This is a genomic window from Actinoplanes octamycinicus (assembly GCF_014205225.1).
Lineage (GTDB): Bacteria > Actinomycetota > Actinomycetes > Mycobacteriales > Micromonosporaceae > Actinoplanes > Actinoplanes octamycinicus.
This window is the reverse complement of record NZ_JACHNB010000001.1, coordinates 9,074,952-9,100,329: the sequence shown is the minus strand read 5'-3', so window position 1 is coordinate 9,100,329 and position 25,378 is coordinate 9,074,952. Positions and strand designations below refer to the sequence as shown.

The 25,378-nt window shown below is 72.9% G+C and carries 15 protein-coding genes; 9 read left to right on the top strand and 6 right to left on the bottom strand.

The genetic code is table 11. From position 1 onward, the window contains the following. Positions 1–88: 88 nt before the first annotated feature. Positions 89–1,747 carry a GMC oxidoreductase gene (locus BJY16_RS41165; protein ID WP_185044949.1) on the top strand — a complete coding sequence of 553 codons (1,659 nt, stop codon included), beginning with the start codon at positions 89–91 and terminating at the stop codon, positions 1,745–1,747. Next, complete coding sequence (locus BJY16_RS41160) at positions 1,744–3,168, top strand: flavin-containing monooxygenase (protein WP_185044947.1); 1,425 nt, start codon at positions 1,744–1,746, stop codon at positions 3,166–3,168. Before BJY16_RS41165 ends, BJY16_RS41160 begins: the two co-directional genes overlap by 4 nt. Positions 3,169–3,565: 397 nt before the next feature. On the opposite strand, the gene BJY16_RS41155 is transcribed toward BJY16_RS41160, so the two are convergent. Both BJY16_RS41155 and BJY16_RS41150 read right to left on the bottom strand, forming a co-directional pair. Beyond that, positions 3,566–4,300 (bottom strand): ABC transporter permease, encoded by a 735-nt coding sequence (locus tag BJY16_RS41155; RefSeq protein WP_185044945.1) that lies wholly within the window; start codon positions 4,298–4,300, stop codon positions 3,566–3,568. Between the two features lie 154 nt (positions 4,301–4,454). After that, positions 4,455–5,168, bottom strand: coding sequence for an ABC transporter ATP-binding protein (locus tag BJY16_RS41150; RefSeq protein ID WP_185044943.1), 714 nt, complete (start codon positions 5,166–5,168; stop codon positions 4,455–4,457). A gap of 124 nt (positions 5,169–5,292) precedes the next feature. On the opposite strand from BJY16_RS41150, the gene BJY16_RS41145 reads away from it, so the two are divergent. After that, positions 5,293–6,447 carry a sensor histidine kinase gene (locus tag BJY16_RS41145; protein WP_185044942.1) on the top strand — a complete coding sequence of 385 codons (1,155 nt, stop codon included), beginning with the start codon at positions 5,293–5,295 and terminating at the stop codon, positions 6,445–6,447. 350 nt (positions 6,448–6,797) lie between these two features. Next, positions 6,798–7,400 carry a response regulator transcription factor gene (locus BJY16_RS41140; protein ID WP_185044940.1) on the top strand — a complete coding sequence of 201 codons (603 nt, stop codon included), beginning with the start codon at positions 6,798–6,800 and terminating at the stop codon, positions 7,398–7,400. A gap of 328 nt (positions 7,401–7,728) precedes the next feature. Here the strand turns inward: BJY16_RS41140 and BJY16_RS41135 are convergent, their stop codons facing one another. Both BJY16_RS41135 and BJY16_RS41130 read right to left on the bottom strand, forming a co-directional pair. Then, complete coding sequence (locus BJY16_RS41135; protein ID WP_185044938.1) at positions 7,729–9,150, bottom strand: glycoside hydrolase family 43 protein; 1,422 nt, start codon at positions 9,148–9,150, stop codon at positions 7,729–7,731. Between the two features lie 11 nt (positions 9,151–9,161). Then, on the bottom strand, positions 9,162–11,624 hold the full coding sequence (locus tag BJY16_RS41130; protein ID WP_185044936.1) for an alpha-L-arabinofuranosidase family protein: 2,463 nt from the start codon (positions 11,622–11,624) through the stop codon (positions 9,162–9,164). A 580-nt stretch (positions 11,625–12,204) separates the two neighbouring features. Between BJY16_RS41130 and BJY16_RS41125 the strand changes: the two genes are divergently transcribed. The 3 genes from BJY16_RS41125 (at position 12,205) to BJY16_RS41115 (ending at position 17,039) form a co-directional block, all read left to right on the top strand. Next, positions 12,205–14,319 carry a PhoX family protein gene (locus BJY16_RS41125; protein ID WP_185044934.1) on the top strand — a complete coding sequence of 705 codons (2,115 nt, stop codon included), beginning with the start codon at positions 12,205–12,207 and terminating at the stop codon, positions 14,317–14,319. Between the two features lie 191 nt (positions 14,320–14,510). Further along, positions 14,511–16,019 (top strand): glycosyltransferase family 39 protein, encoded by a 1,509-nt coding sequence (locus BJY16_RS41120; RefSeq protein ID WP_185044932.1) that lies wholly within the window; start codon positions 14,511–14,513, stop codon positions 16,017–16,019. 72 nt (positions 16,020–16,091) lie between these two features. Further along, positions 16,092–17,039 (top strand): NAD(P)-dependent oxidoreductase, encoded by a 948-nt coding sequence (locus BJY16_RS41115; protein WP_185044930.1) that lies wholly within the window; start codon positions 16,092–16,094, stop codon positions 17,037–17,039. A 12-nt stretch (positions 17,040–17,051) separates the two neighbouring features. Here the strand turns inward: BJY16_RS41115 and BJY16_RS41110 are convergent, their stop codons facing one another. Both BJY16_RS41110 and BJY16_RS41105 read right to left on the bottom strand, forming a co-directional pair. After that, entirely contained in the window at positions 17,052–17,813 is a 762-nt protein-coding gene (locus tag BJY16_RS41110) for an enoyl-CoA hydratase/isomerase family protein (RefSeq protein ID WP_185044929.1), read from the bottom strand. 9 nt (positions 17,814–17,822) lie between these two features. Further along, positions 17,823–18,392 (bottom strand): helix-turn-helix domain-containing protein, encoded by a 570-nt coding sequence (locus BJY16_RS41105; RefSeq protein ID WP_185044926.1) that lies wholly within the window; start codon positions 18,390–18,392, stop codon positions 17,823–17,825. A 74-nt stretch (positions 18,393–18,466) separates the two neighbouring features. On the opposite strand from BJY16_RS41105, the gene BJY16_RS41100 reads away from it, so the two are divergent. After that, positions 18,467–20,050: a methyltransferase domain-containing protein gene (locus BJY16_RS41100; protein WP_185044925.1), complete on the top strand. Its 1,584-nt coding sequence runs from the start codon at positions 18,467–18,469 to the stop codon at positions 20,048–20,050. Between the two features lie 65 nt (positions 20,051–20,115). Then, a complete protein-coding gene (locus tag BJY16_RS41095) occupies positions 20,116–25,332 on the top strand; it encodes a DUF3320 domain-containing protein (RefSeq protein WP_185044923.1) in 5,217 nt (1,738 codons plus the stop codon). The last annotated feature ends 46 nt before the right edge of the window (positions 25,333–25,378 follow it).

Genomic DNA, 25,378 nt, shown 5'->3' with positions numbered 1-25,378 from the left:
GGACCGCTGGACGGGTGGATTGGCGGTGCGGGCAAGACCGGGAAACGCGTTGTTGACATGTTGCCAATAAGGGCGTGATGCTACGGCGATGTCGTACGACTACGACGTCCTCGTGATCGGCTCCGGGTTCGGCGGCAGCGTCACCGCGCTGCGCCTGACCGAGAAGGGCTACCGCGTCGGCGTCCTCGAGGCCGGCCGCCGGTTCACCGACGAGCAGTTCGCCAAGACGTCCTGGCGGCTGCGCGATTACGTTTACGCCCCGGCCCTCGGCTGTTACGGCATCCTCCGCCTGACCCTGCTCAAGAACGTGCTGATCATGTCGGGCGCCGGGGTCGGTGGCGGCTCGCTCGGTTACGCGAACACGCTTTACGAGCCGCCGGACGCCTTTTACGCCGACCCGCAGTGGGCCGCGATCACCGACTGGAAGACCGCCCTCGCCCCCTACTACGACCAGGCCAAACGAATGCTCGGGGTGACGGTCAACTTGGTCGAGACGGAGTCTGACCGGGCCCTGCGAGCGGTCGCCGAGGACTTGGGCGTCGGGGGCAGCTATCGGCGTACGCCAGTCGGAGTCTTCTTCGGAAGCGAACCCGGCGCCGTGGCGGCGGACCCCTTCTTCGGTGGGGCGGGCCCGGAGCGCCGGGCCTGCACGCTGTGCGGATCGTGCATGACCGGCTGCCGGGGGAACGCCAAGAACACCCTGGTCAAGAACTATCTCTACCTGGCCGAACGGGCCGGCGCGCAGGTGCACGAGCTGACCACGGTGCGCGACGTGCGACCGCTGCCGGGCGGCGGATACGCGATCGCCAGCCGGCGCACCGGTGGACTGGCGAAGCGCACCTTCACCGCGGAGCAGGTCGTCTTCGCGGCGGGTGCGCTCGGCACCCAGCGGCTGCTGCACCGGCTGCGCGACCGGGGCAGCCTGCCGGCCATTTCGCCGCGGCTCGGCGAGCTGAGCCGGACGAACTCGGAGTCCATCCTGGGCGCCCGCACCCGCCGCCGGGACCGCGACTTCAGCCACGGCGTGGCGATCACCTCGTCGATCCACCCCGACCCGGTCACCCACGTCGAGCCGGTGCGTTACGGCCCGGGCAGCAACCTGCTCGCCCTGCTGTCCACCGTGATGGTCGACGACGCCGGGAAGCGGCCCCGCTGGTGGGCGGCCCTCAAACAACTGGCCAGGGCGGGGCGGGACCTGCGGCTTTACCTGTCGCCACGGGACTGGTCGCGGCAGACCGTGGTGCTGCTGGCCATGCAGCCGCTGGACAACTCGATCACGGTGTTCCGCAAGCGGGGGCGGCTGACCAGCCGGCCCGGCATCGGCGAACCGAATCCGGACTGGGTGCCGGCCGCGCACGACGTGGCCCGGCGGACCGCCGAGAAGGTGGACGGGGTGCCGCTCGGCTCCTACACCGAGCTGGTCGGCAAGCCGGTGACCGGGCACTTCATCGGCGGGTGCGCGATCGGCGCGGACCCGGCGAGTGGGGTGGTCGATCCCTATCATCGGCTTTTCGGGCATCCGGGGCTGCACGTGATCGACGGCTCGACGGTGGCCGCCAACCTCGGGGTGAACCCGTCGCTGACCATCACCGCGCTGGCGGAGCGGGCGGTGGCGCTCTGGCCGAACGCGGGGGAGAGCGACCCACGACCGGCCACCGGATATGTGGAGCTGAACCCGGTCGAGCCGCTCAAGCCGGTGGTCCCGGCGAACGCTCCGGCGGCGCTGCGACTGGAGATCCGGAGATGACCCGCATCCTCATCATCGGAGCCGGATTCGGCGGGGTGGCGGTTGCGAACGAGCTGCTCAAGGCCGGCTTCACCGAGATCACCATGGTGGAGAAGGCGGACCGGATCGGCGGCGTGTGGCGGGACAACCGGTATCCCGGGTGCGCGTGCGACATCCCGGCGCCGCTCTACTCGTACTCGTACGCTCAGAACCCCGCCTGGAGCCGCCGCTTCCCGCCACAGCCGGAGATCCTGGCCTATCTGGAACGCTGCGTGACCGATTTCGGCCTCGCCGGGAAGGTGCGGCTCGGCACCGAGGTGACCGGGGCGACCTGGGGCGACGGGGTGTGGCGGGTGACCACCTCGACCGGTGAGGTCTTCGAGGCGGAGGTGCTGATCCCGGCGGTGGGGCAGCTGTCCCGGCCGGCGATGCCGCAGCTGAGCGGCAGTTTCGCCGGGCCGGCCATGCACACCGCTCGGTGGGACCCGGGGGTCGCCATCGAGGGCAAGCGGGTCGCCGTGGTCGGCACCGGCGCGAGCGTGATCCAGCTGGTCCCGGTGATCGCCGGCCAGGCCGCGAAGGTCACCGTCTTCCAGCGGACCGCGCCGTGGACGCTGCCCAAGCCGAACCGTCGTTACGGCCGGATCCGGCGCGGGCTCTATCGGTCGCTGCCGGCGCTGATGGGCCCGGCCCGGGCGGGCACCTGGCTGATGACCGTGGTCACCGGCCGTGCGCTGACCGGCCACAAGATCGCCGGCGCGCTGCTGCACGGCCTCTCCGCGGCGCAGCGCCGCTGGCAGGTGCGCGACCCGGAACTGCGCCGCAAGGTCACGCCGGACGAGCCGATGGGCTGCAAGCGGGTGCTGTTCACCAACGACTGGCTGCCCACGCTGGCCCGCCCGGACGTCGACCTGATCACCGAAAAGATCATCGCGGTGACGCCCGGCGGCGTGCGGACCGCCGACGGCGTGGAACACCCGGCCGACGTGCTGATCTACGGCACCGGCTTCGCCGCGACCGAGTTCCTGGTCCCGATCCGGATCACCGGCCGCGACGGCGCGGACCTGGACGAGGTGTGGCGGGACGGGGCGCACGCCTACCTCGGCATGGCGGTGCCCGGTTTCCCGAACATGTTCCTGGTCTACGGCCCGAACACGAACACCGGGAACACCTCGGTGGTCTACTTCCACGAGGCCCAGGCCCGCTGGATCGCCCAGGCCGTCAATCACATCGATCATCATCAAACCTTTCTTGAGGTACGTCCGGACGTCGCCGCCACCTACGACGAGGAGCTGCAGACCCGCCTCGCGGGAAGCGTCTGGACGTCGTGCCAGAGCTGGTACCGCACCGCGTCCGGCCGAGTGGTCACGAACTGGCCCGGCATGGCCGCCGAGTACCGCCGCCGCACCGCCCGCCTGCGCCGCACCGACTTCCTGCCCTGAGCCCCGCACCTCGACCCCTCCCCTCAGCTGCCGACCTGTCCCGCCCGCCTGTCCCGCCCGGCCTGTCCAGCCCGGCCTGTCCCGCCCGGCCTGTCCAGCCCGCCCTGTCCCGCCCGGCCTGCCCGGCCCGGCCTGTCCCGCCCGGCCTATCGCGCCCGGACTGTCCCGCCCGGTTTGCCCTGGCCGATCGCCCGTGCCTGGCCTGCCCTGACCGATCGCCCGCGACCGGCCAGAGCAGGCCACCCTGTCCTGACCGCCCCGCCGGCTCGCCCCGGCCGACTTGCCCCAGCTGGCCGCGACCGGCCTGCCCCGACAGGCCGGCCGACCCGCGGGGACCGACCTGCCTCGGCCGGCCGTGACAGGCCGAGATGGAGCTGAGTCGCGGTGGCTTGCCGGGTTAAGAGGTGTCCCGGGGATCCCATCGGAAGAGCCGGGCGGCCATCGGGACGGCGACCAAGGCCGGCAGGACCAGGAAGACGGCGGCCGGGAACAGGCCGGTGGCGCCGGGGACGTGCCAGGCGATCCGGGCCAGCTGTGTCACCGCGGCGCCGGGCAGGGCGAGCATCAGCGTGGAGACCTCGTCCGGCGCGGTGCGGGCGGTCCACAGCGCGCCGCCCAGCCAGGCCAGCGCGATCGGCGACGTGGTCAACTGGGCCAGCTCCGGCGCGGAGGTGACCGCGGCGGTCAGCGCTGCCAGCGCACAGCCGAGCGTGGTGCCGGCCACGACAGCGAGCAGCAGCGGCCCGGCAGCGACCGGGCCGAGACCGTCGCCGGCCGCGGCGATGCCGAACAGCAGCAAGATCTGTGCCGCGGTGAGCGCTGCCGACGGTGCCAGCACGCCGGCCAGGATCGCGGCGTCCGAGGCGCCGCTGGCCCGCAGCCGGCGCAGGACCGACTGGCGGCGGCGGGCGGCCAGCGTCGTGGTGCCCGAGACATAACTGGTCAAGGCGATCACCGTGACCAGCAACAATCCGGCGGTGGCGCCCGGACCGGCCCGGCCGGTGTCCGCCTCCGCCCAGAGGATCATCAGTCCCAGCGCGGCCGGCAACACCGCGCCCATCACCAGTGTGAAAGGGCTGCGGCGGAGCAGCGTGAACTCGGACCCGGCGATCAGTAACCAGTGACGGCTCATCGTGGTGCTCCTGAGGAGGGGGTCTGATGGCGGTCGATGGCCGGTTCGCCGAGATCACCGCGAAGAACGTGATCGTGGAGAACGGCGGGGCGGCGAGCGGCAGGCCGGGACGGCTTGTCGGAGGGCCGCCTGGCCAGGGGTCCCCGGTGGCCGGTCATCGTGGCTGCCCGGCGATGCGGTGGAAGGTGGTGGCCAGCGAGCCCGGGCCGCCGGCCTCGTCGAGCGTGCCGGTGAAGACGACCCGGCCGGCGTCCATGATGGCGATCCGGTCTGCCAACGCCTCCGCCTCCTCCAGGTAGTGGGTGGTGAGCAGGATGGTGACGCCCTGCTCGCGCAGTGCCCGCAGCAGCGCCCAGGTGTGCGCGCGGGACTGCGGGTCGAGGCCGGTGGTCGGCTCGTCGAGCAACAGCAGCCGGGGGCGGCCGGTCAGAGCCACGGCCAGGTCGAGCCGGCGCCGCTCCCCGCCGGACAGCCGGCCGGCCCGGAGATCGGCCCGGTGCGTCAGCTCCACCTCGGTGAGCAGGGCGGCCGTCGCCCGGTGGACGTCGCGGCGCCCGTGCAGGCGCAGCCACAGCCGGACGGTCTCGGCCACGGTCAGCCCGGGTGCACAGCCGCTCTCCTGCGGCAGCACGCCCACCTCGGCGGTGAGCCGGCGGCGGTCGGCGCACGGGTCGCGGCCCAGCACCCGGATCGTGCCGGCATCCGGGCGGCGCTGACCGAGCAGCAGGTCCATGGTGGTGGTCTTGCCGGCGCCGTTCGTGCCGAGCAGCGCGACCAGCTCGCCGGGACGGACCGCCAGGTCGACGCCCCGCACCACGGGAGCGTGGCGGTAGCCGAAGTGCACGCCGGCACAGGTGATCGGGTTCATGCCATCGAGTCTCGGCGAGGCCGCAGTCCAGCCGTAGTGGCGTCTGTGCACCGGATCCGATGACAGATGTCATCTATGCCGCCCGGGGGGCGCGGCGCCGTGGTTCGGCTTGCATCATGGTGGCGTGACCGCACTGACCGACCACACCGCAAGCCTGACCGCGATCCGCCGGCTCACCTGGTGGACCATGGTCGGCTGCCTGGTCGCGGTGGTGGTGATCCTCGGTGTCGACCTGTCCGCGATACCGGCGCGGACCGCCCGCGGGCTGGCGTTCGTGGTGCTGCTGCTGGTCTGCGCGGTGTCCGCGGGGCTCTTCGCGGCGCCGGTGCTGGGGACGCCGTTGCCGCACACCGGGCTGGTCGTCGTCGCGGGTGCCGGCGGAGCCGCCATCCTGCTCGGCGCCCACGCCATCGGTGTCGGCGGGTTCCCGTGGGCGCTGCCCTTGGCCACTTTGGTCGCCGCGGTGCTGGCCAGCACACGATCGAGACGGTGGATGGTCCTGCCGCTCGGCGGGGTTCTGGCCTTCGGCGTGGCGCTCATCGGCTCCGGCTCCCTTCGTCCCGCGGCGTGGCGGAGCGCGCTGGTCGACGCCGGGATCACCGTGCTGTGCGCCGCCGCGCTGTATGCGCAGGTGTGGATGTGCGCGGTGGCCGAGCGCATCGAGCGCGCCCGGCGGGCGGAGCGGAGCGCGGCGGTCACCGGCGAGCGGCAGCGGTTCGCGGCGGAGCTGCATGACATCCAGGGCCACCACCTCCAGGTCATCGCTCTCAAGAGCGAGCTCGCCGAGCGGTTGGCGCACACCGATCCGACCCGTGCCCTGGCCGAGATGCGGGACGTGCAGGCGCTGGCCCGGCAGGCGCTCGGCGACACCCGGGAGCTGGTCCGCGGCTATCGGGCGGTGTCGCTGGACACCGAGGTCGCGAACGCCGCCCGGGTCCTCGACGCGGCCGGCATCACGGCGTCGATCGAGCCGGCCGGTGGGCTGCCCGGCCTGGCGCCGGCCACCGAGAACCTGCTCGGGCTGGTGGTCCGGGAGTGCACCACGAATGTGCTCCGACACAGCGGCGCGCGGCGCTGCGAGATCAAGCTGACCGTGGAGGGCGGCGAGGCGGCACTGCGGTTCGCCAACGACGCGCCGCTGGACGCCTCGGCCGGCCCGGAGGGCGGCCTGGCCGGGCTGCGCGAGCGCCTCGCCGCCGCGGGCGGCCACCTGACCGCCACCCGGACCGCGGACCGTTTCGTCGTCGACGCCGCCCTGCCGGAAAGGCCCGGCCGATGACCGGACAGTTACGTGCGGACATCCGCCGAGGCAGACGTCCGGTGGTGTGCTCGCCGGGTGCCGGGCGCTTCTCCGCTGGGATTCGCGAGGGCTGGGAGGGGCGTGCGGTTGCGCGGAGGGACATGCGGTTGCTGGGGCTGGGCGCTTCTCCGCTGGGATCTGCGAGGGCCGGGAGGGCGTGCGGTGGTGCGGTCGCGGGGAGAGCGTTGCGGTTACTGGGGCAGGCCTCTCCGCCGGGAGGGACGTGCGGCGGTGCGATCGCTGAGCGCTGGCCGCCGTTCGCCGGACAGGGGGAGTCTGTTGGCTGATTCGGTGAGCGCTGGAGGCTGTCTGCGGGAGCGAGGCGGTTGATGATTCGGTTGTTGCTTGCTGACGACGAGGACCTGATCCGCGGGGCGCTGGCCGCGCTGCTCGGCCTGGAGCCGGATCTGACGGTGGTCGGGGAGGCCGCGGACAGTGTGGCGGCGGTCGAGGTCGCGGTTCGGACGCAGCCGGACCTCGCGGTGCTCGACCTGGAGATGCCGCCCGGTGACGGGTTACGGGCCGCGACGGCGATCCGGCAGCGGCTGGGGATTCCGGTGATGCTGGTGACTCGGCACGCCCGGCCGGCTGTGCTGCGCCGGGCGCTGGCGGCCGGGGTCGGCGGGTTCGTTCCGAAGACCACGCCGGCGGCTCGGCTCGCCGAGATCATCCGTGCGGTGCACGGCGGGCGCCGTTATGTCGACCCGGAGATCGCGGCCAGCGCCCTGACCGAGAACACCTGTCCGCTGTCCGCTCGCGAGCTGGAGATCCTGACGGTGGTCCGGACCGGTGCCCCGATCGCCGACGTGGCCGCGGCGGTGCATCTCGCGCCTGGCACGGTTCGCAACTACCTGTCGGTGGTGATGACCAAGCTCGGTGCGGACACCCGGCACGCCGCCGCGCACCACGCCTGGGAGCAAGGCTGGATCTGAGGCCGCCCGGGAGATGGTGACGGCACGGCCTGGGTGCCGTATCCGCGCGGCTCGCGTTGCCGCTGTCGACGGGCGCGACTTGCGGGCGTGGTCGGGCATGGGCGGAGTGGCGGTGTGGGCGGAATGAGGGACACCGGCAGCCCAGGCTGGGCTGCCGGTGCCGGGAAAGGGGAAGGGGAAGGGGAAGGAAAACGGAAGCGGGACGGGGAACGGAAACGGGACGGGGAAGGCAAGCGGGACGGGGAACGGAAACGGGACGGGGAAGGCAAGCGGGACGGGGAAGGAAGAGGACGGGAAGGGAAGAGGGAAGGAAAGGGAAGGGAAGGGGTCAGCTCAGGCGGAAGACCGTGCCGCTCTTGGCGGTGGACACCACGCCCGCGGTGACCCGCAGGTAGAGGGCCGGGTCAGCGACCGTGCGGATGGTGACGCCGCCTCGGGACGGGATCCGGCGGACCGGGGTGCCGGCCGCGGCGAGCGTCACCGACGTGCCCTCGATCCGGACGAAGAGGGACGGCTGGTCGACCGACTGGATCGTCTCGCTGCCGTCCGCGGCCGCCACGAAGCGGAACTGGGTGGCCCCCAGATCCCGCGGCGCCGGAGCGACCTGGACCGCCGTCCCGGCGTGCCGGACGAAGGTGTCCCGCGAGTCGCGCAGCCCGAGCCGGACGATCGGCCCGCCGTCGCCCACCGGGACCCCGAAGAGCGGCGTCCCGTCCGGGTGCCAGAAGAGCTTCTGCACCCGGGCGTGCCGGTTCGGGTCGTAGAGCGGATCGCCGGTGATCTGCTTGTAGTCGCGGGCGTGGTAGACCAGCACGTCGGTCTTCCCGTCCTCGGCCACGGTGAACGAGTTGTGCCCGGGACCCCAGCGTTTCGTCTCGTCGTTGCTCACGAAAATCGGATCCGGGCTCTTGGTCCAGCTGTCCCGGTCCAGCAGGTCCGCCGAGGCGGACGCGGTGAGCAGCCCCATGCAGTAGTTCGCGTCGGTGGCGCTGGCCGAGAAGGTCAGGAAGACCCGCCCGTTGCGGACCAGCACGGCCGGCCCCTCGTTCACCTTGTAGCCCTGGATCTCCCAGGACTTGGTGGGGGTGGTGAGCCGGGTCGGCTTCGACTTCAGCGTCCACGGGTTCGCCATCTCGGCGATGTAGACGCTGGAGTTCGCCGCGATCTCCGGCTCGCTCTGCGCCCACAGCAGGTACCGCTTGCCGCGGTGGCTGAACGTGGTCGCGTCGAGCGCGAAGCTGTCCCACTCCAGGGCGATCTCGCCCTTCACCGACCAGCCGGCCGGGTCCATCGGGTCGGCCAGCGACGACTCCAGGACCCACGGGCGGATGCGCCAGATGTCGTTCGCGTCGCTGTTGGTGAAGTAGATGTACCACTTGCCGTCGATGCGGTGCAGCTCCGGCGCCCACACGAATCCTCCCATTTTGCCGGAGGAAGGCCTGGTCCAGATGGTGGTCTCGACGGCGTCGGTCAGGCCACCGATCGTGGCCGACGAACGAAGCACGATCCGGTCGTATTCCGGGACCGAGCCGGTGAAGTAGTACTTCCCGTTGATCCGCTGGCTGATGAACGGGTCGGCTCGCTGGCTGACCAGCGGCTGCGTGGTCGGCACGCCGTAGATCTCGGCGTCGCTGAGGACCGGATCGGCCGGCGGCGCACCCTCGGCGCCGGCGGACAGAACGACAGAAGCGGGCAGGACGGTGGCGAGCGCACCAGCGGCGCCGCCCAGCAGCAGGGTCCGACGATTCATGACGGGGCTCCTCATCGGGTCCGGATGCGCAGGAAGGTGACCGAGTTCGCCGGGAACTCGCGGGTGAAGCTCGACGAGACGCCGCGGATCGTGCTGGTGACCGGCTGGATCGGCTCGGCGGTGCGGGTGTTCTGCTCACCCGGGTCGCCGGCCAGGACGGTCATCCTGGCGCTGCCGGCGACCTTGCGGCCACCGAGGTCGATCTTGGTGACGGCTGCCTTGTCCTGGGCGTTCACCACCTTGACGATCAGCTCACCGGTCTTCGCGTCGGTGGTGACCACCTGGGCGAACGGTTCGGTGACCGCGTTGTCGTCGAAGCTGCCCCACTCCACGCCGTCCAGGAAGAGCGTCACCTTCGTACCGCGAACCTGGATCTTGAGGTGGTAGGTCTGCCCGGTGGTGACCGTGTTGGGCTTGGTGAGCAGCTGCTCCTTGGCCGAGGTGATGCCCTTCTCGACGGCGCCCTGGGTGTTGTTCCAGCCGCCCAGGTTCCACCAGTAGAAGTTGCCGGTCTGCTGGATGCCGAAGGCGACCAGGAAGCCCTCGGCGCCGGCCTGCTTGGTCGCGGTGAGCGTGTAGTCGTAGTCGGTGTCGGTGATCGTGGCCGCCTTCACCATGGTGTCCTCGGTGTCGGTGGTGGTCTGGGCGTAGCCGCCGTTGGCGACGGTCCAGGTGCCGCGGTTCGCCACCGGGGTCCAGCCGTCCGCGTTGCCGTCACTGAAGTCGTCGCTGAACAGCACCGTGCCGTCCGGCCGGGTCACCTTGACGTCGTCGTAGGTGGCCGCGGTCCGCCAGGTGGACAGGCCGATCGCGCCGGTGACCGGCTTCGGGGTGATCACGCCGCCGCCGCTGACCGTGCTCGGCACCACCTGGTCACCGACGTTGTTCATGAACAGCTTCTGCATCTGGTAGCTGGTCGAGCCCCACGACTCGTCGTTGTCGAACCAGATCATGTCCGGCTTCCACTGGACGTTGTCGATGTTGGCGAGCAGCGGCGCGTAGGACGCCATCTTCACCACGTCGGCGTTGCGCTCCAGGCCGGTCATGTAGGCCGCCTCGGCGAGCGAGTTGGCGAACTTGGCGTCCAGCGAGGCGTACTCACCGAGGAAGACCTTGGGGCCGTTGCGGTCGTACGAGTCGTACCGGTCGTTGTTCTGCAGGAACCAGGCCGGGCTGTTGTAGTAGTGCTCGTCGACCATGTCGGAGCCGTTGGCCTTGTTCTTGGCCCACAGGTTCTCGAAGGTGCCGCCCTGGTCGTCCGGACCGGAGTTGCTGACCACGGTGATCGACGGGTACTTCGCCTTGATCGCGTCCTCGAACTTGACGAAGTTCGCGAAGTACTCCTCGGGCAGGTTCTCCTCGTTGCCGATCGCGACCGTGGTCAGGCCGAACGGCTTCGGGTGGCCCATCTCGGCGCGCACCTTGCCCCAGGTCGAGGTGACCGGCCCGTTGGCGAACTCGATCAAGTCCAGGGTGTCCTGGATGTACTTCCGCAGCAGCGCCTCATCGACCGTGGCCCGGTTCTGCCCGCAGCCGGTGACCAGGGCCGGCAGCACCGGCAGCGGCATCGCGCCGAGGTCCTCGGCGAACTGGAAGTACTCGTAGTAGCCGAGGCCGTAGGAGGCGTTGTAGCCCCAGAAGTTCTTGTTGGTGGCGCGGGTCTCGACCGGGCCGACGGTGTCCTTCCACTGGTAGGACCGGGCCCGCGGGTAGTTGTTGGCCGCGTCGTAGGGGTACATGCTGCCGGTGTTGACCAGGCAGCCGCCGGGGAACCGGACGAAGCCCGGGTGCAGCGCGGCGATCTTCTCGGCCAGGTCGGCGCGCAGGCCGTTCCGGCGGCCCTTGTAGGTGTCCCGCGGGAACAGCGAGACCTCGTCGATCTTGACGGGTGCGCTGGAGGCGACGCTCAGCCGGCCGCGGTCGGTGGTGGCCGTCCCGCGCAGGGTGCCGGTGTACTTCCGCCAGGCGTCACCGCTCGTCGTGATCGTGAGGGGCGCGGCGCCGGTCAGGGTGATCTTCAGCGTCGCGGAGCCGCGGGCCCACACCGAAAAATCATACAAATCCGATTTTTGTACGGCGATGCCGCTGTTGTAACCGGCGTTGGTGACGCTGCCGTTCAGCGCCAGATAGTTCCGGTTGCGCTCGTTGAGCCGCTGGTCGTCGTTCACCACGGTGGCCGAGCCGTCGACGGTCCAGGCGGTCAGGCCGGTGAAGCCGCTGGCGTCGGTCGCGTTGAACTCGAACGAGCGGTTGCGGACCAGCTCGGCGTAGAGGCCGCCGTCGGCCGCGTAGTTGATGTCCTCGAAGAAGACGCCGTACATCGACTTGGAGATCTTCGCGCCGGTGGCGTCCGGACTGACCTTGATCGTGTAGTCCGGCTCGACCGCGGACGCGGCGACCGGCGGGGCGACCGCCAGCGGCAGCGAGACCAGCACGGCGACCGCGCCGATCAGACGGGCTCTGTTTTTGGGCATGAGGGGTCCTCCGGTGCGAGGTGGAGACGCAACGCGAGATGTTTCGGGGATGTTTCGGTGTCGGAAGCTCTGCAATGTGTACGCAAACATCGATCCCTCTGTCAAGAGGGCCGTGTCGATGTTCTGCCTGCTGAAAAACAGCTCTAGCCCGCTGGCGCAGCTCTTGTTAACGTTCACCTGGTCCGCATTTGCAGCGCGGCAAAACAGGCTGCCTTCCTATCAATTCCAAGACCCCGATCAAGACCGGATTCGGGTACGCGGTCAGCACCCGGCCGGGCTCCGCGTTGTCCACACCGCGGCGTTGTCCACAGAGCTGCCGCCCGACGCCCGAACCCTCCGCCACACTGTCTTCGGGGCGGCCCCCCTGGGCGGGCGGGGACTGGCGAGTGGGCCGACGAGCGGACGATGAACGGGCCGGCGAGCGAGCCGACGAGCGGCCCGGCGAGCCGTACGGCGATCTGACCAGGTGGCGGGTAGACGTTCATCGGGCGTTAACCCGGAGCCGGTGGTCGCTGTGGGGCTGCCCTCATAGCGTCCCGGGAGCCCGCCATCAGCGCGGTCGTTCCACGAGGGGATAACGATGCCAGACTCGATTCGCCGCCTTCTTCCGCTGCTCGGCCACAGCGGCGGTAACCGGGACGCGATGACCTGTCTCTACCGGTGCGGTAACGCGTGTGACCACCCCGCGCCCAACGAGTCCGCCAACAGCTACCTGGGCGACGTCGTCAACGCCGAGATGAGCCGCCGCGGCGTGATGCGGGCCGGCGCGGCCGGCGGTCTCGTGCTGGGCTTCGGTGGCGCCCTGGCGGCGGCCGGGCCGGCTGCCGCGGCCACCACGCACGCGCCCGTGCAGCACGGCGGGCACCAGACCAAGCCGATCAAGGCCGGCAAGCTGACCTTCGAGACCGTCAAGCCGAACACGCTGGACGCGGTCACCATCCCGGCCGGCTACCAGACCTCCGTGGTGATCCGCTGGGGCGACCCGGTCGTCGCCGGCGCCCCGGCCTTCGACCTGAACAACCAGTCCGCGGACCGGCAGTCGCTGCAGTTCGGCTACAACAACGACTTCGTCGGGGTGCTGCCGGTGCCCGGCCGGGACGACCGGGCGCTGCTCGTGGTCAACCACGAGTACACCAACGAGGAGCTGATGTTCCCCGGCTTCACCAGCCTGGACGCGCTCTCCGTCGGGCAGTTGGAGACCGCGATCGCCGCGCACGGCCTCTCCGTCGTGGAGATCGAGCGGGTCGGCCGGAGCGGGCAGTGGAAGCCGGTCACCGGCCGCCGCCTGGCCTACAACCGCCGGATCACCGCGCTGGCCACCAAGTTCGAGCTGACCGGGCCGGCGGCCGGCTCGGCGCACGTCAGGACCGCCGCCGACCCGCGCGGCTACACGGTGATCGGCACGCTGAACAACTGCTCCGGCGGCGTCACCCCGTGGGGCACGGTGCTCTCCGGCGAGGAGAACTTCAACCAGTACTTCGTCGGCGGCGACGCGGTCTCCGAGGCCGAGAAGGTCAGGCTCAACCGGTACGGCATCACCACCACCGCCCGTTACCCGAGCGGCTCGCGCAAGTGGGACCGCGCGCAGGAGCGGTTCGACCTGGCCAAGCACCCGAACGAGGCGAACCGGTTCGGCTGGGTCGTCGAGGTGGACCCGTTCGACCCCGACTCGGCGCCGCGCAAGCACACCGCGCTGGGCCGGCTCAAGCACGAGGGTGCGAACGTCATCGTCGCCAAGAACGGCCACGTGGTCGCGTACATGGGTGACGACGAGCGGTTCGAGTACCTGTACAAGTTCGTCTCCGACAAGAAGTTCATGCCGGGCACCTCGCACTTCGCCCGCAAGCACAACCTGACCCTGCTCGAGTCGGGCACGCTCTACGTCGCCAAGGTGATCGGCGACAGCGTGGCCAGCGAGATCGACGGCTCCGGCAAGCTTCCGCTGGACGAGAAGTTCGACGGCAAGGGCGTCTGGATCAAGCTGGTCGCCGGCAACCGGTCGTTCGTCCCGGGGATGACCGCCGCGGACGTGCTGACCTTCACCCGCCAGGCGGGCGACGCGGCCGGCGCGACCAAGATGGACCGCCCCGAGGACGTGCAGCCGAGCCTGCGGACCGGCAAGATCTACGCGGCGATGACCAACAACACCAACCGCGGTGTCGGTACGAACGCCCCGGCCGACGAGGCGAACCCGCGCAACGCCAACAAGCACGGCCACATCTTCGAGATCACCGAGGACGGCGGCGACCACACCGGCGAGTCGTTCAGCTGGCAGCTGCCGATCGTCTGCGGCGACCCGGCCGCGGCCGACACCTACTTCGGTGGCTACGACAAGTCGGCGGTCTCCCCGATCTCCTGCCCGGACAACGTCGCCTTCGACAGCGCCGGCAACCTGTGGATCTCCACCGACGGCACGCCGAGCACGCTGAAGACCAACGACGGCCTGTTCGCGGTGCCGGTCGAGGGCAAGGAGAAGGGCCACCTCAAGCAGTTCCTCACGGTGCCGATCGGCGCCGAGACCTGCGGCCCGTTCATCACCGGGGACGACAAGTCGGTCTTCGTCGCGGTCCAGCACCCCGGTGAGATCACCGGCGCCACCGTCGACAAGCCGGCCTCGGTCTGGCCGGACGGCGGGTACGCCAAGCCGGCCGTGATCGTCACCTGGCGCCCGGACGGCGGCCCGATCGGCAGCTGACGTCCGTCCGCTACGGCCACGGCGCACCGCGCCGTGGCCGTACGTTTTTTCACGCAAAGTGACGGGACGGAGCGGGCCGCCCGCGTGGTTACATGACATAGGTCACGGAGAGGAACTGGTCCGGGCGCGCTAGGTTCCTAACCCTGGAATGCCGCCGGACGGCCGGGTCGCCACCCCGGCGGGGGAGACTGGTGATCGACTTGCAGACCGCCGCGCCGCCGGCGGCCACGACGTCCACGACCGGCCGGGTCCGGGCGGTCCTCCCCGGCGTGCTCTGCGGCCTGCTGATGCTCGCGGTGGCGCTGCGCCACGCCACCCGTCCGCGGCTCAGCTGGGACGAGGTGACCTCGGCCGAGGTGTCCCAGCGGACGGTCGGCGAGATCTGGACGCTGATCCACCACGTCGACGCGGTCTTCGGGGCGTACTACTGGTTCCTGCACTTCTGGACCGCGATCTTCGGTGACGGCGAGCTGTCGCTGCGGCTGCCCTCGATCCTGGCGATGGCCGGCGCGGTCGGGCTCGCCGCCGAGCTCGGGCGCCGGCTGTTCAGCCCGCTGATCGGCCTGGTCAGCGGCCTGATCCTGGTGATCATTCCGAACACCTCGCGGTACGCCGCCGAGGCCCGGCCGTACGCGTTCGTCTGCTTCTTCTCGGTCCTCGCCCTGCTGGTCCTGATCGAGCTGGTGACCGGCAAGCCGCGGATCTCTCTCTGGGTGGCCTACGCGGTCACCATCCTGCTGCTCGGCGGCTTCCACCTGGTCTCGCTGACCACCCTCGCGGCGCACGCCGTGGTCGTCGGCATCGCGGCCTGGCGCCGGCACGACCGGCGGCTGGTCCGCACCTGGCTGCTCACCGTCACGCTGGCGATCCTGCCGCTGCTGCCGCTGGTCCGGTTCGGCACCCAGCAGGACGGCACCCAGCTGCACTGGGTCAAGCCGATCACCGTGGCCGGGGTGCGCGCGATGCCGACCGACATCGTCGGGTCGAGCCGGCTGGTCTGGCTGCTGATCGGCCTGGCGGTGCTGGCCGCCTGGCGTCCGGCCCGGCGGCTCGCGCCGATCGCGGTGCTCGCGCTCGCGCCGTTCACCGTGGTCGCGGTGGTCTCCGCGCTGGCCTCGCCGATGTGGGTGGCTCGCTACATGCTGGTGGTGCTCACCCCGCTCGCCATCCTGGCCGCGGTCGCCCTGGTCGCCGACACCCCGGAGCCGCGCAGCGTCCGGGAGCTGCTCGGCGGCCGGTTCTTCCGGATCGGCGCGGTGCTGCTCCTGCTCGCCTTCGTGGCCCTGCCGGCCCAGCAGGACATCCGCCGCCCGACCGCGAAGAACGGTCCGGACTACCGCGGCCTGGCCCGCCTGGTCGGGGAGTATCAGCAGCCCGGCGACGTGATCGTCTATCCGCCGAAGAACCGCGCGATGCGCGCCGGGATGGACTACTACCTGAGCCGGCTGCCGGCCCGGCCGGCCGACGTGCTGTTCAAGACGCCGGCCGCGCAGACCGGGCTGCTCACCGCCGACGAGTTCACCGACGACGCGGCCCGGGTGGCCGGCGCCCCGGAGGTCTGGCTGATCGTCGCGGACCAGCGGCCCGACCCGCTCGGCGCCCGGCCCGGCCTGCGCCAGCTGCTCACCACGCAGTACACCGAGGCCGGCCGCTGGCACAAGAAACACGCCACCGCGGTGCTGTACCGCCGCAAGGGTTGAGTCGCCGGCGCGGGGAACGCGCCACCGTGGTGCTGTACCGCCGCGAGGGCTGACCTGGCAGGCTGTCGATTCATGAAGGTGCTGCTGCCCGACTCGGTGGAACTCGACGTCACTCTGCCCGCCGGCGTCACCGGCGTGGTCTACCGGGTCGAGGAGCCGATCCCGGACGAGCACACCGACGCCGAGGTGCTGGTGGTCTGGGGCAACCCGCCGGCCCCGCTGGCCGACGCGGCGCGGCGGCTCCAGCGGCTGCGCTGGGTGCAGACCCTGGCCGCCGGACCGGACGCGGTGCTGCAGGCCGGTTTCGACCGGCGGGTGGTGGTCACCGCCGGGCTCGGGCTGCACGATCAGACCGTCGCCGAGCACACCCTGGCCCTGGTGCTGGCCGCCGCCCGCCGGCTCAACCTGCTGGTCCGGGCGCAGATCGGCCGCCGCTGGGCGGGCGAGCTGGGCGGCCGGCAGCCGGTCCGGGACCGGGGCGCGTTCCGGACGCTGCGCGACGCGCACGTGGTGATCTGGGGCTTCGGCGGGATCGCCGGCACCCTGGCGCCGCTGCTGGCCGCGCTCGGCGCCCGGGTCACCGGGGTGGCCCGGGCGGCCGGCGAGCGGCACGGCTTCCCGGTGGTCACCGCCGCCGACTTCCCGGCGCTGCTGCCGACCGCGGACGTGCTGATCTCGATCCTGCCGGCCACCGCGGCGACCGCCGGGGCGCTGGACACCACGGTCCTCGGCCTGCTGCCGCCGCACGCCTGGGTGGTGAACGTCGGCCGGGGCAGCACCCTGGACGAGACGGCCCTGCTGGCCGCGCTGCGTGCCGGCCGGCTCGGCGGCGCGGCGCTGGACGTCTTCGCGACCGAGCCGCTGCCGGTCGACTCCGGCCTCTGGGACGAGCCGAACGTGATCATCACGCCGCACGCGGCCGGTGGCCGTCCGGTCGGCGCCGCCGGGCTGATCGAGGAGAATCTGACGGCCTTCGTCGCCGCTGAGCCCCTGCGCAACCAGGTCTGGCCGCATTCTTGATCGGGGCGGGGCTCACTCGCCGGTGAAGACCGGTGGGCGGCGGGCCAGGCTGGCCGCGATGCCCTCGGCGCTGTCCTTCGTCGCCCAGTGCACCTTCTGCTCGGCCAGCTCGTGGTCGAGCGCCCCGCGCACCCGCCCGGCCAGCTCCCCGCGGAGTGTGGCGCGCATCGACCGGACCGCGAGCGGCGCGGCCGCAGCGATCTCCAGGGCCAGCCCGCGGGCGGTCTCCCGGACCCGGCCCGGCTCGGCCAGCCGGTCGGCCAGCCCGATCCGGTGCGCCTCCTCGCCGCCGACCCGGCGCGCGGTGAGCATCATGTCGGTCGCCTTCTGCCGGCCGATCAGCTCGGGCAGCGTCACGCTGAGCCCGAAGCCGGCGTGGAAGCCGAGCCGGCCGAAGTTCGCCTGGAAGCGGGTGGCCGCCTCGGCGACCCGGAAGTCGGCGGCGCAGGCCAGCCCGAGCCCGCCGCCGACCGCGGTGCCCTGCACCGCCGCGACGATCGGGGTGCGCAGGTCGAAGAGCTGGGCGGCGCGCCGGTAGAGCAGCTCGGCGGCGGCCACGTGGTCGGCGGCGAACTCGCCGCCGCCGAAGTCCGCCCCGGCGCAGAAGTGCTTGCCCTCAGAGGCGAGCAGCAGCACCCGGCAGGCCGGGTCGTCGTCCAGCTCGCGGGCCGCGTCGACGATCCACCCGATCAGCGCCTCGTCGAAGTGGTTGGCCGGGGGCCGGCGCATCTCGAGCAGCGCGACGCCGTCCTGGAGGCTGACAGAGAGATCCACGGGAGGAATCTAACCTTTCGGGCGAGCGCGCAGATGCACCCGCTCCCCCTGCGGCCCGAAGAGGTTGAGCACCTCGGCCGGCTCCGGCCCGGGATTGCGGATCGCGTGCGGCACCCGGGTGTCGAACTCGGCCGCCTCGCCCGGCTCGAGGAGCAGGTCGTGCTCGCCGAGCAGCAGGCGGACCCGGCCGCTCAGCACGTAGAGCCACTCGTGGCCCTCGTGGGTCTGCAGCTCCCGGCCGCAGCCCGGCGCGTCCGGCGGGATGATCTGCTTGAACGCCTGCATCCCGCCGGGCCGCCGGGTCAGCGGGACGTAGGTGTGCCCGTTGCGCTCGATCGGCCGCTGCCGGATCCGCGGGTCGCCGGTCTCCGGCGCGTCCACCAGCTCGTCCAGGGTCACCTGGTAGGCCTCGGCGAGCGGCAGCAGCAGCTCCAGCGTCGGCTTGCGGGTGCCGGACTCCAGCCGGGACAGCGTGCTGACCGAGATCCCGGTGGTCTCGGCGAGCTGGGTCAGCGTGATGTCCCGTTTCAAGCGCAGGCTGCGCAGTTGCGGGCCGACGGCGGCCAGGTCCTTTGCCATAACGGCAAAGATACTTGCCGCTTTCGCGGCCCGGGAGGCACGGTTGCCGCGGAACTCACGGATGGAGGAGCACGATGTCCGAGCAGCTGACGTACGACGTGGTGGTGATCGGTGGCGGCGCCGCCGGCCTGAGCGGGGCGGTCACCCTGGCCCGATCCCGCCGCAGCGTGCTGGTGATCGACAGCGGCGACCCGCGCAACGCCCCGGCGGGCGGCGTGCACAACCTGCTCGGCCGGGAGGGCGTCCCGCCCGCCGACCTGTACGCGGCCGGTCGCGCCGAGCTGGCCGGCTATGGCGGCGAGGTCCGGGACGGCGTCGCCGAGCGGGCCGAGCGGGACGGCGACGGCTTCCTGGTCACCCTGGCCGGCGGCGCCCGGGTCCGCGGGCGGCGGCTGCTGGTCACCACCGGGCTGGCCGACGAGCTGCCGGACATCCCGGGGCTGGCCGGGCGGTGGGGCCGGGACGTGGCGCACTGCCCGTACTGCCACGGCTACGAGCTGCGCGACAAGCGGATCGGCGTGCTGGTCAGCGGCCCGCTCAGCATGCACGGCGCGCAGCTCTGGCGGCAGCTCAGCGACGACGTGCTCTACCTGCTCGACGGCGGCCCGGCGCCGTCGGCGGAGCAGGCCGAGCAGCTCGCCGCGCGCCGCATCCCGGTGGTCGCCGACCCGATCGAGGAGGTGCTGGTCGACGACGACCGGATCACCGGGGTCCGGCTGGCCGGCGGCCGGGTGATCGCGCTGGAGGCGATCGCGGCCGGCCCGCGCCTGGTGGCCCGCTCGGCCGTCCTCGAGTCGCTCGGCCTGCGACCGGTCCCGATGGAGATGAACGGGCACGTGGTCGGCGTCCGGATCCCGGCCGAGGAGTCCGGCGCCACCGCGGTGCCCGGCGTCTGGGTGGCCGGCAACGTGACCAACCTGGCCGCCACCGTGGCGGTCGCCGCGGCGGCCGGGCAGACCACCGCCTCGATGATCAACATGGACCTGATCGCCGAGGAGACCCGGGCCGCGGTCGACGACTACCGCCACCAGCAGGAGACCATGCACGAGGCCGAGGCGTGGGAGGAGCGCTACCGGGTCAAGCCGGCGATCTGGAGCGGCAGGCCGAACGCGCAGCTGGTCGCCGAGACCGCCGGGCTGCCCGCCGGACGGGCCCTGGACGTCGGCTGCGGCGAGGGCGCCGACGCCGCCTGGCTGGCCGAGCGCGGCTGGCAGGTGACCGGCGTGGACATCTCCGCCGAGGCGGTGCGCCGGGCCGCCGGGCACGCGGCCGCCGCCGGGCTCGCCGACCGGGTCACCTTCATCCGGGCCGACCTGCGCAAGGAGCCGCCCGCGGAACGCTCCTACGACCTGGTCTCGGCGCACTTCATGCACCTGCCCGGCGACGTCCGGCGGGAGCTCTACGCCCGGCTCGCGGACGCCGTCGCGCCCGGTGGCACCCTGCTGATCGTCGGCCACCACCCGGACGATCTGGCCACCAGCGCCCGCCGGATGCACTTCCCGGACATGATGTTCACCGCCGAGCAGGTCGCCGCCGGCCTGGACCCGGCCGGGTGGGAGATCGTGACCGTCGCGAAGCGCCCCCGGCAGGCGGCGCTGCCCGGCGAGCCGGAGGTCACCATCCACGACTCGGTGCTGGTCGCCCGGCGCAAACCCTGACCGATGCGGGGTGTCTTTCGGACGAATCGCCAGCAAGGCATCGGTTGCCTTGCTGCAATGGGCACATGCGGCCGGATGATGCAGAAGGACAGACCGAGCCCGGCGACGACGCCCGCACGGCCCTCGCCGCCTGGCGGGACGGGATCGCCGACCCCGGCGGCGCCGACCGGCTGATCGATCTGCCGCGGTCCGGCGCCGACCTGATCGAGATCACCGGCCCGGACCCGGCGACCGTCCTGGACCGGTTGCGTCGCGGCCGGGACTGGTCGTTCGGGCCGGGCGCGGCGGACCGGCTGGAGACCGGGCTGCCCGCCGGCACCCTGCAGACCCTGCTGCGGCACCTGCGCCGGCACGCCCACCAGGAGAGCCTGGATCGCGGCGAGGACACCCTGCACCTGGCCACCGGGGTGCTGCACTGGACCGGCGAGGACGGCGCCGGGCACGCCAGCCCGCTGCTGCTCACCCCGGTCGAGCTGGTCGCGCTCGGGCCCGGCGAGGTGCCCCGGCTGCGCGCCGCGACCGGTGACCCGGTGCTCAACCCGGCCCTCGCCCACCGGCTCCGCGGGCTCGGCGTCGAGCTCACCGAGGACTACGACCAGCTGCGCGGGCGGACGGGCTGGCGGATCGACGACGCGGTCGTGCTGGCCCGGTTCGACCTGGCCGCCGAGGCGATCCGGCAGGACCTGACCGAGCACCAGGACCGGATCCTGGCCCACCCGGTGGTCCGCGCGCTGGCCGCCGAGGACGGCGACCTGAAGTTCGAGCCGGGCGACGCCGGGCAGCTCGACGAGGAGGAGCCGCCGCTGCTGCTGGACGCCGACGCCGACCAGCGGGCCTGCGTCGCGGCCGCGCTGGCCGGGCACAGCTTCGTGGTCGACGGCCCGCCCGGCACCGGCAAGTCGCAGACCGTGGCGAACATGATCGGGGCGCTCGCGCACGCCGGGAAGCGGGTCCTGTTCGTCTCCGAGACCGCGTCCGCGCTCGACGTGGTGCAGCACCGGCTGGCCGCCGCCGGGCTCGGCAACTACCTGCTCGACCTGCACGGGCAGCGAGCCGGGCGCAAGCAGGTCGCGGCGTCGCTGGCCGCCGCCCTGGAAGCGGTGCCGCTGCCGCCGCCCGGGATGGACGAGCTGGACCGGCACACGCTGCGCGAACGGCGGGCGGCGCTGACCGCGTACGCGAAAGCCGTCAACGAGCCGCGCGAACCGCTCGGATGCAGCGTGCATGAGATCATCGGCCGGTACGCGCGGCTTTCCGGCGTGCCGGAAAGCCCGGCGCCCGGCCTGCAACCGCTCACCCTGACCGAGGCCGACCTGGACCGGATCCGGGCCGCCGCCGAGCGGCTGCGCGGCGCGTGGCGACCGGCCACCGAGCGCAGCGGATTCCGCTGGCGCGAGGTGATGGAGAAGGCGCCGCTCGCCGCCGCGCTGGAGGAGGCCCAGCTCGCGCTGGACGGGCTGACCGAGGCGACCGACGCCTACGCGCCGCTGGCGACCGCCTTCCACGTGCGGCTGCCGGCCGACGCCGCGGTGCTGGCCGAGCTGGTCGAGCACGCCGCGCGCCGGCCCGCCGCGGTCGCCGACTCGTGGCTGACCGCGCCCACCCTGCGCCCGGTCCGGGAGGCCGCGGAGACCCTGGCCCGGCTGGCCGGCGAGGTGCGCGCCGCCGAGGAGCAGGCCCGCGCCCGCACCGGCCTGGCCCCGGCGAAACTCGCCGAGCAGACCGTCGCCGAGCTGCCCGGCCAGCCCGAGCTGGACCCGCCCGCGGTCGACCTGGCGCCGCTCACCGCGGCCGCCGCCAAGGCCCTGGCCGGCCGGTTCGCCGCGGACGCCGACGAACTGGAACACCAGCAGCGCAACCTGGACCGGGTCACCGGGCGGCTCGGCCTGCCCGACGTGATCAGCTTCTCCGACGTCGAGCTGGTCACCGTGATCGCCGAGCTGGGCAACCGGCCGGACAAGCCGGAACCGGCCTGGTTCGGGCCGGGCGCGCAGGCCGGCGTGCACGCCGCCGCCGGGCAGCTGCGCCGGCACGTGGAGGCGGTCGCGGCCGCCCGCGCGGAGGCCCGGCAGTACTTCGGCGAGGCGGTGCTGCACGAGCCGGTCGAGGACCTGGCCGAGCGGTTCGCCACCGTGCACCGCGGGATGCGCAAGCTGCTGGCCGGGCACCGCTGGGACAAGGAGACCGTGGCGGCGCTCGCCGAGCCCGGCGTGAACGTCGACGAGGCGGTCGCCCAGCTACCGCTGGCGGTCGCCTGGCGGCGGGCCAACGAGGGGCTGATCGCCGCCGAACGGCAGCACGCGGGGCTGCTGGGCCGCTACTGGAAGCGCCTGGACACCGACTTCCTGGCGATCGGCCGGGCGCTGGACACGGTCGCCGAGGTGCTCCGGGTGACGCCGCCCGAGGCGCTGGCCGGGATCAGCGAGTACGTGTCCCACCGGGGCGGCGACACCGAGCTGCTCCGGGTGGTGACCGAGGCGCGCGACGTGTTCCGGCACTGGCGGGCCACGCTGCAGGCGGCGCCCGAGGCGGCGGCCCGGCCCGAGCTGGGGCACGGGACGATCGCGGCGGCGATCGGCTGGCTGCGGGCGCAGGTCGGGCCGTTGCGGGCGGCGGCCGAGGCGGTCGGGCAGCTCGGCGAGATGGCCGGGCGGGAGCTGACGCTGGCCGCGGCCGCCGAGATCGCCGCCGTCCGGGAGCAGGTGGTGTCGTCGGCCCGGGCGCTGGCCGAGGCGGAGCCTGCGCTGCGGGCCACGCTCGGGCCGTCCTACCCGGATCTGCGCGGGCTCGACCAGGCTCTGGAGTGGGCGGCGCAGGCCCGGACCCTGCGTACCGGGGCGGACGCGGCGCTGACCGCGGAGCAGGCCGCGGCGCTGCAGGCCCGCCGGAACGCCGACCTGCCGGCCCTGATCGGGATGTGGCAGGAGGCCCGGCAGCGGATCATCGACGCCTTCGGGCCGGCTCGCCAGGTCCGCCTGGCGACCACCCTGGACCGCTACGAGACCGCCCGCGACCTGCTGCGCGACCTCCGCGACGACGACACCGGCCAGCGCGAGTGGTTCGACTACCTGGCCGCCCGGGAGGTGCTCGCCGAGTACGGCCTGGACGCCGCCGTCGACTACTGCGCCGACCACGGCCTGGAGGTCGGCAAGCTGATCGAGGTGATCGAGCGGACCGTCTACCGGGCGTGGGCCGACGCGGTCATCGCCGACGACGAGCGCCTCGCGCCGCTCGTCGCGCTGGAGCGCAACGAGCTGGTCGAGGAGTTCCGCCGGCTGGACGCCGCCCTGGTGCAGGACGCCGCCGGTACCATCATCGAGGCGGTCAACGCCCGGCGTCCGGCGGTCACCGCGGACGGCGCGCCGGCCCTGATCCGGGCCGAGGGCCTCAAACAGGACGGCCACCTGCCGGTACGCGACCTGCTCGCCCGCGCCTGGGACACCGCCGCCGCGCTCAAACCGTGCTTCGTCATGCCGCCCGCCGCGGTCAGCCGCTACCTGCCCGCCGACCAGCGTTTCGACGTGGTGATCATCGACGAGGCGTCCCGGATGACGCCGGCCGCCGCGGTGGCCTGCGCGTACCGCGGCGCGTCGCTGATCGTGATCGGCGACGACTGCCAGCTGCCCCCGGCCGGCGGCCACCCGTCCGTGCTGGTCGTCGCCAACGACTGCGCCGCCTTCACCCGGCTCGCCCTGACCAGCCACTACCGCAGCCGGCACGAGTCGCTGATCAGCTTCGCCAACCACACGTTCTACCAGGACCGGCTGGTCACCTTCCCGAGCGCGCACCCGGCGGGGCCGGACCTCGGCCTGGAGCTGCTGCCGGCTGTCGACGCGCCGGTCGAGGCCGCGCTGGTCGCCGAGCGGGTGGCGTACCACTTCACCACCCGGCCGACGCTGTCGCTGGGCGTGGTCACGCTGACCGCCGGACAGGCCGACGCGGTCGCCGACGCGGTGGAGACCGTCCTCGGCGCCCGGCCCGACCTGGAGCGGTTCCTCGCCGACGACCCGCTGACCGGCTTCTTCGTGAAGTCCGCGGACGCGGTGCAGGGCGACGAGCGGGACGTGATCATCCTGTCCACCGGGGCCGACCTGGCCGCGGCCGGCGGGCCGACCGGGGCGCGCCGGCTGACCGTGGCGATCACCCGGGCGCGGCAGCGGGTCGAGGTGGTCACGGCGATCCCGGAGTCGCGGCGGGAGGAGCCGGCGGACGAGGGGGAGCGGCGGCTGGCGGCGTACCTCGCCGGCACCTCGCCCGTCAGCGCCGAACCGGAGCTGTCCGACCTGGCGGAGGCGGTCGCGGCCACCGTGGAGAGCTGGGGATTCGCCGTGACCCGCCAGGTCGGGGCCGGGCGGTGCCGGATCGACGTCGGGGTGCGGCACGCCACGCTCGACGCCTACGCCCTCGGTATCCAGTGCGACGGGCCGGCATATTCGGCGATGCCGGTGACCCGGGACCGGGACCGGCTCCGCGAGCACGTCCTGCACACGCTCGGCTGGCACCTGCACCGGATCTGGTCGGTGGCCTGGTTCCACGACCGCGCCGAGGAGGAGGCCCGGCTGCGCGCCGCGATCGAGAACGCCCTCGCGGTGCCGGACGTCTTCGCCGAGCCGGAGCTGGAGCTGGTCACCCGGCCGGCCCAGCGTCCCGAGTGGGCGCTGCCCTACCAGCGGGCCGTGCTGGAGCCGCTGCCGGCGTCCGCCCGGGCCAACGATCGGGTGGCCGGGGACCTGCTGGTCCGTACCGTCGAGACGATCGCCGAGGTGGAGGGCCCGGTGCACATCGCGGTGCTGACCCGCCGGATCCGCGACGCGTGGGGGATCGCCCGGGTCACCCAGCCGATCCGCCAGGCCATCGAGGCCGCGCTGGGCCAGTCCCGGGCCACCTTCGACGGCACCTTCGTCACCGCGGCCGACGCGCCGATCCCGGCGGTCCGGGTGCCCGGCGACGGCGTCACCCGCAAGCCCGACCAGGTCGCCGAGTCGGAGCTCCAGCTGGCCCTGGAGTACCTGGTCCTGGACGCCGGCCTGGTGGAGAGCGACGACCTGCTCGCGGCCGCCGCCCGGCTCTTCGGCTGGACCGCCAACAAGGCCGGCACCGCCCGGCTGTCCGCGATGCTCGACGACCTGGTCGCCGGGGAACGCCTGATCGCGCACCGCAACGGCCTGATCGCCGCGCCCGAGAACGACCTGCTCGACCTGCCCGATCCGGCGTCGCTGCCGCACCGGGACGACGCCGCCACCACGGTCCTGGACACCACGGAGGCGACCACCGCCCGCTGACCGCTGTCGCCCGGGGCGGACCGCGGCCCGGTTCCGGTCCGTTCCG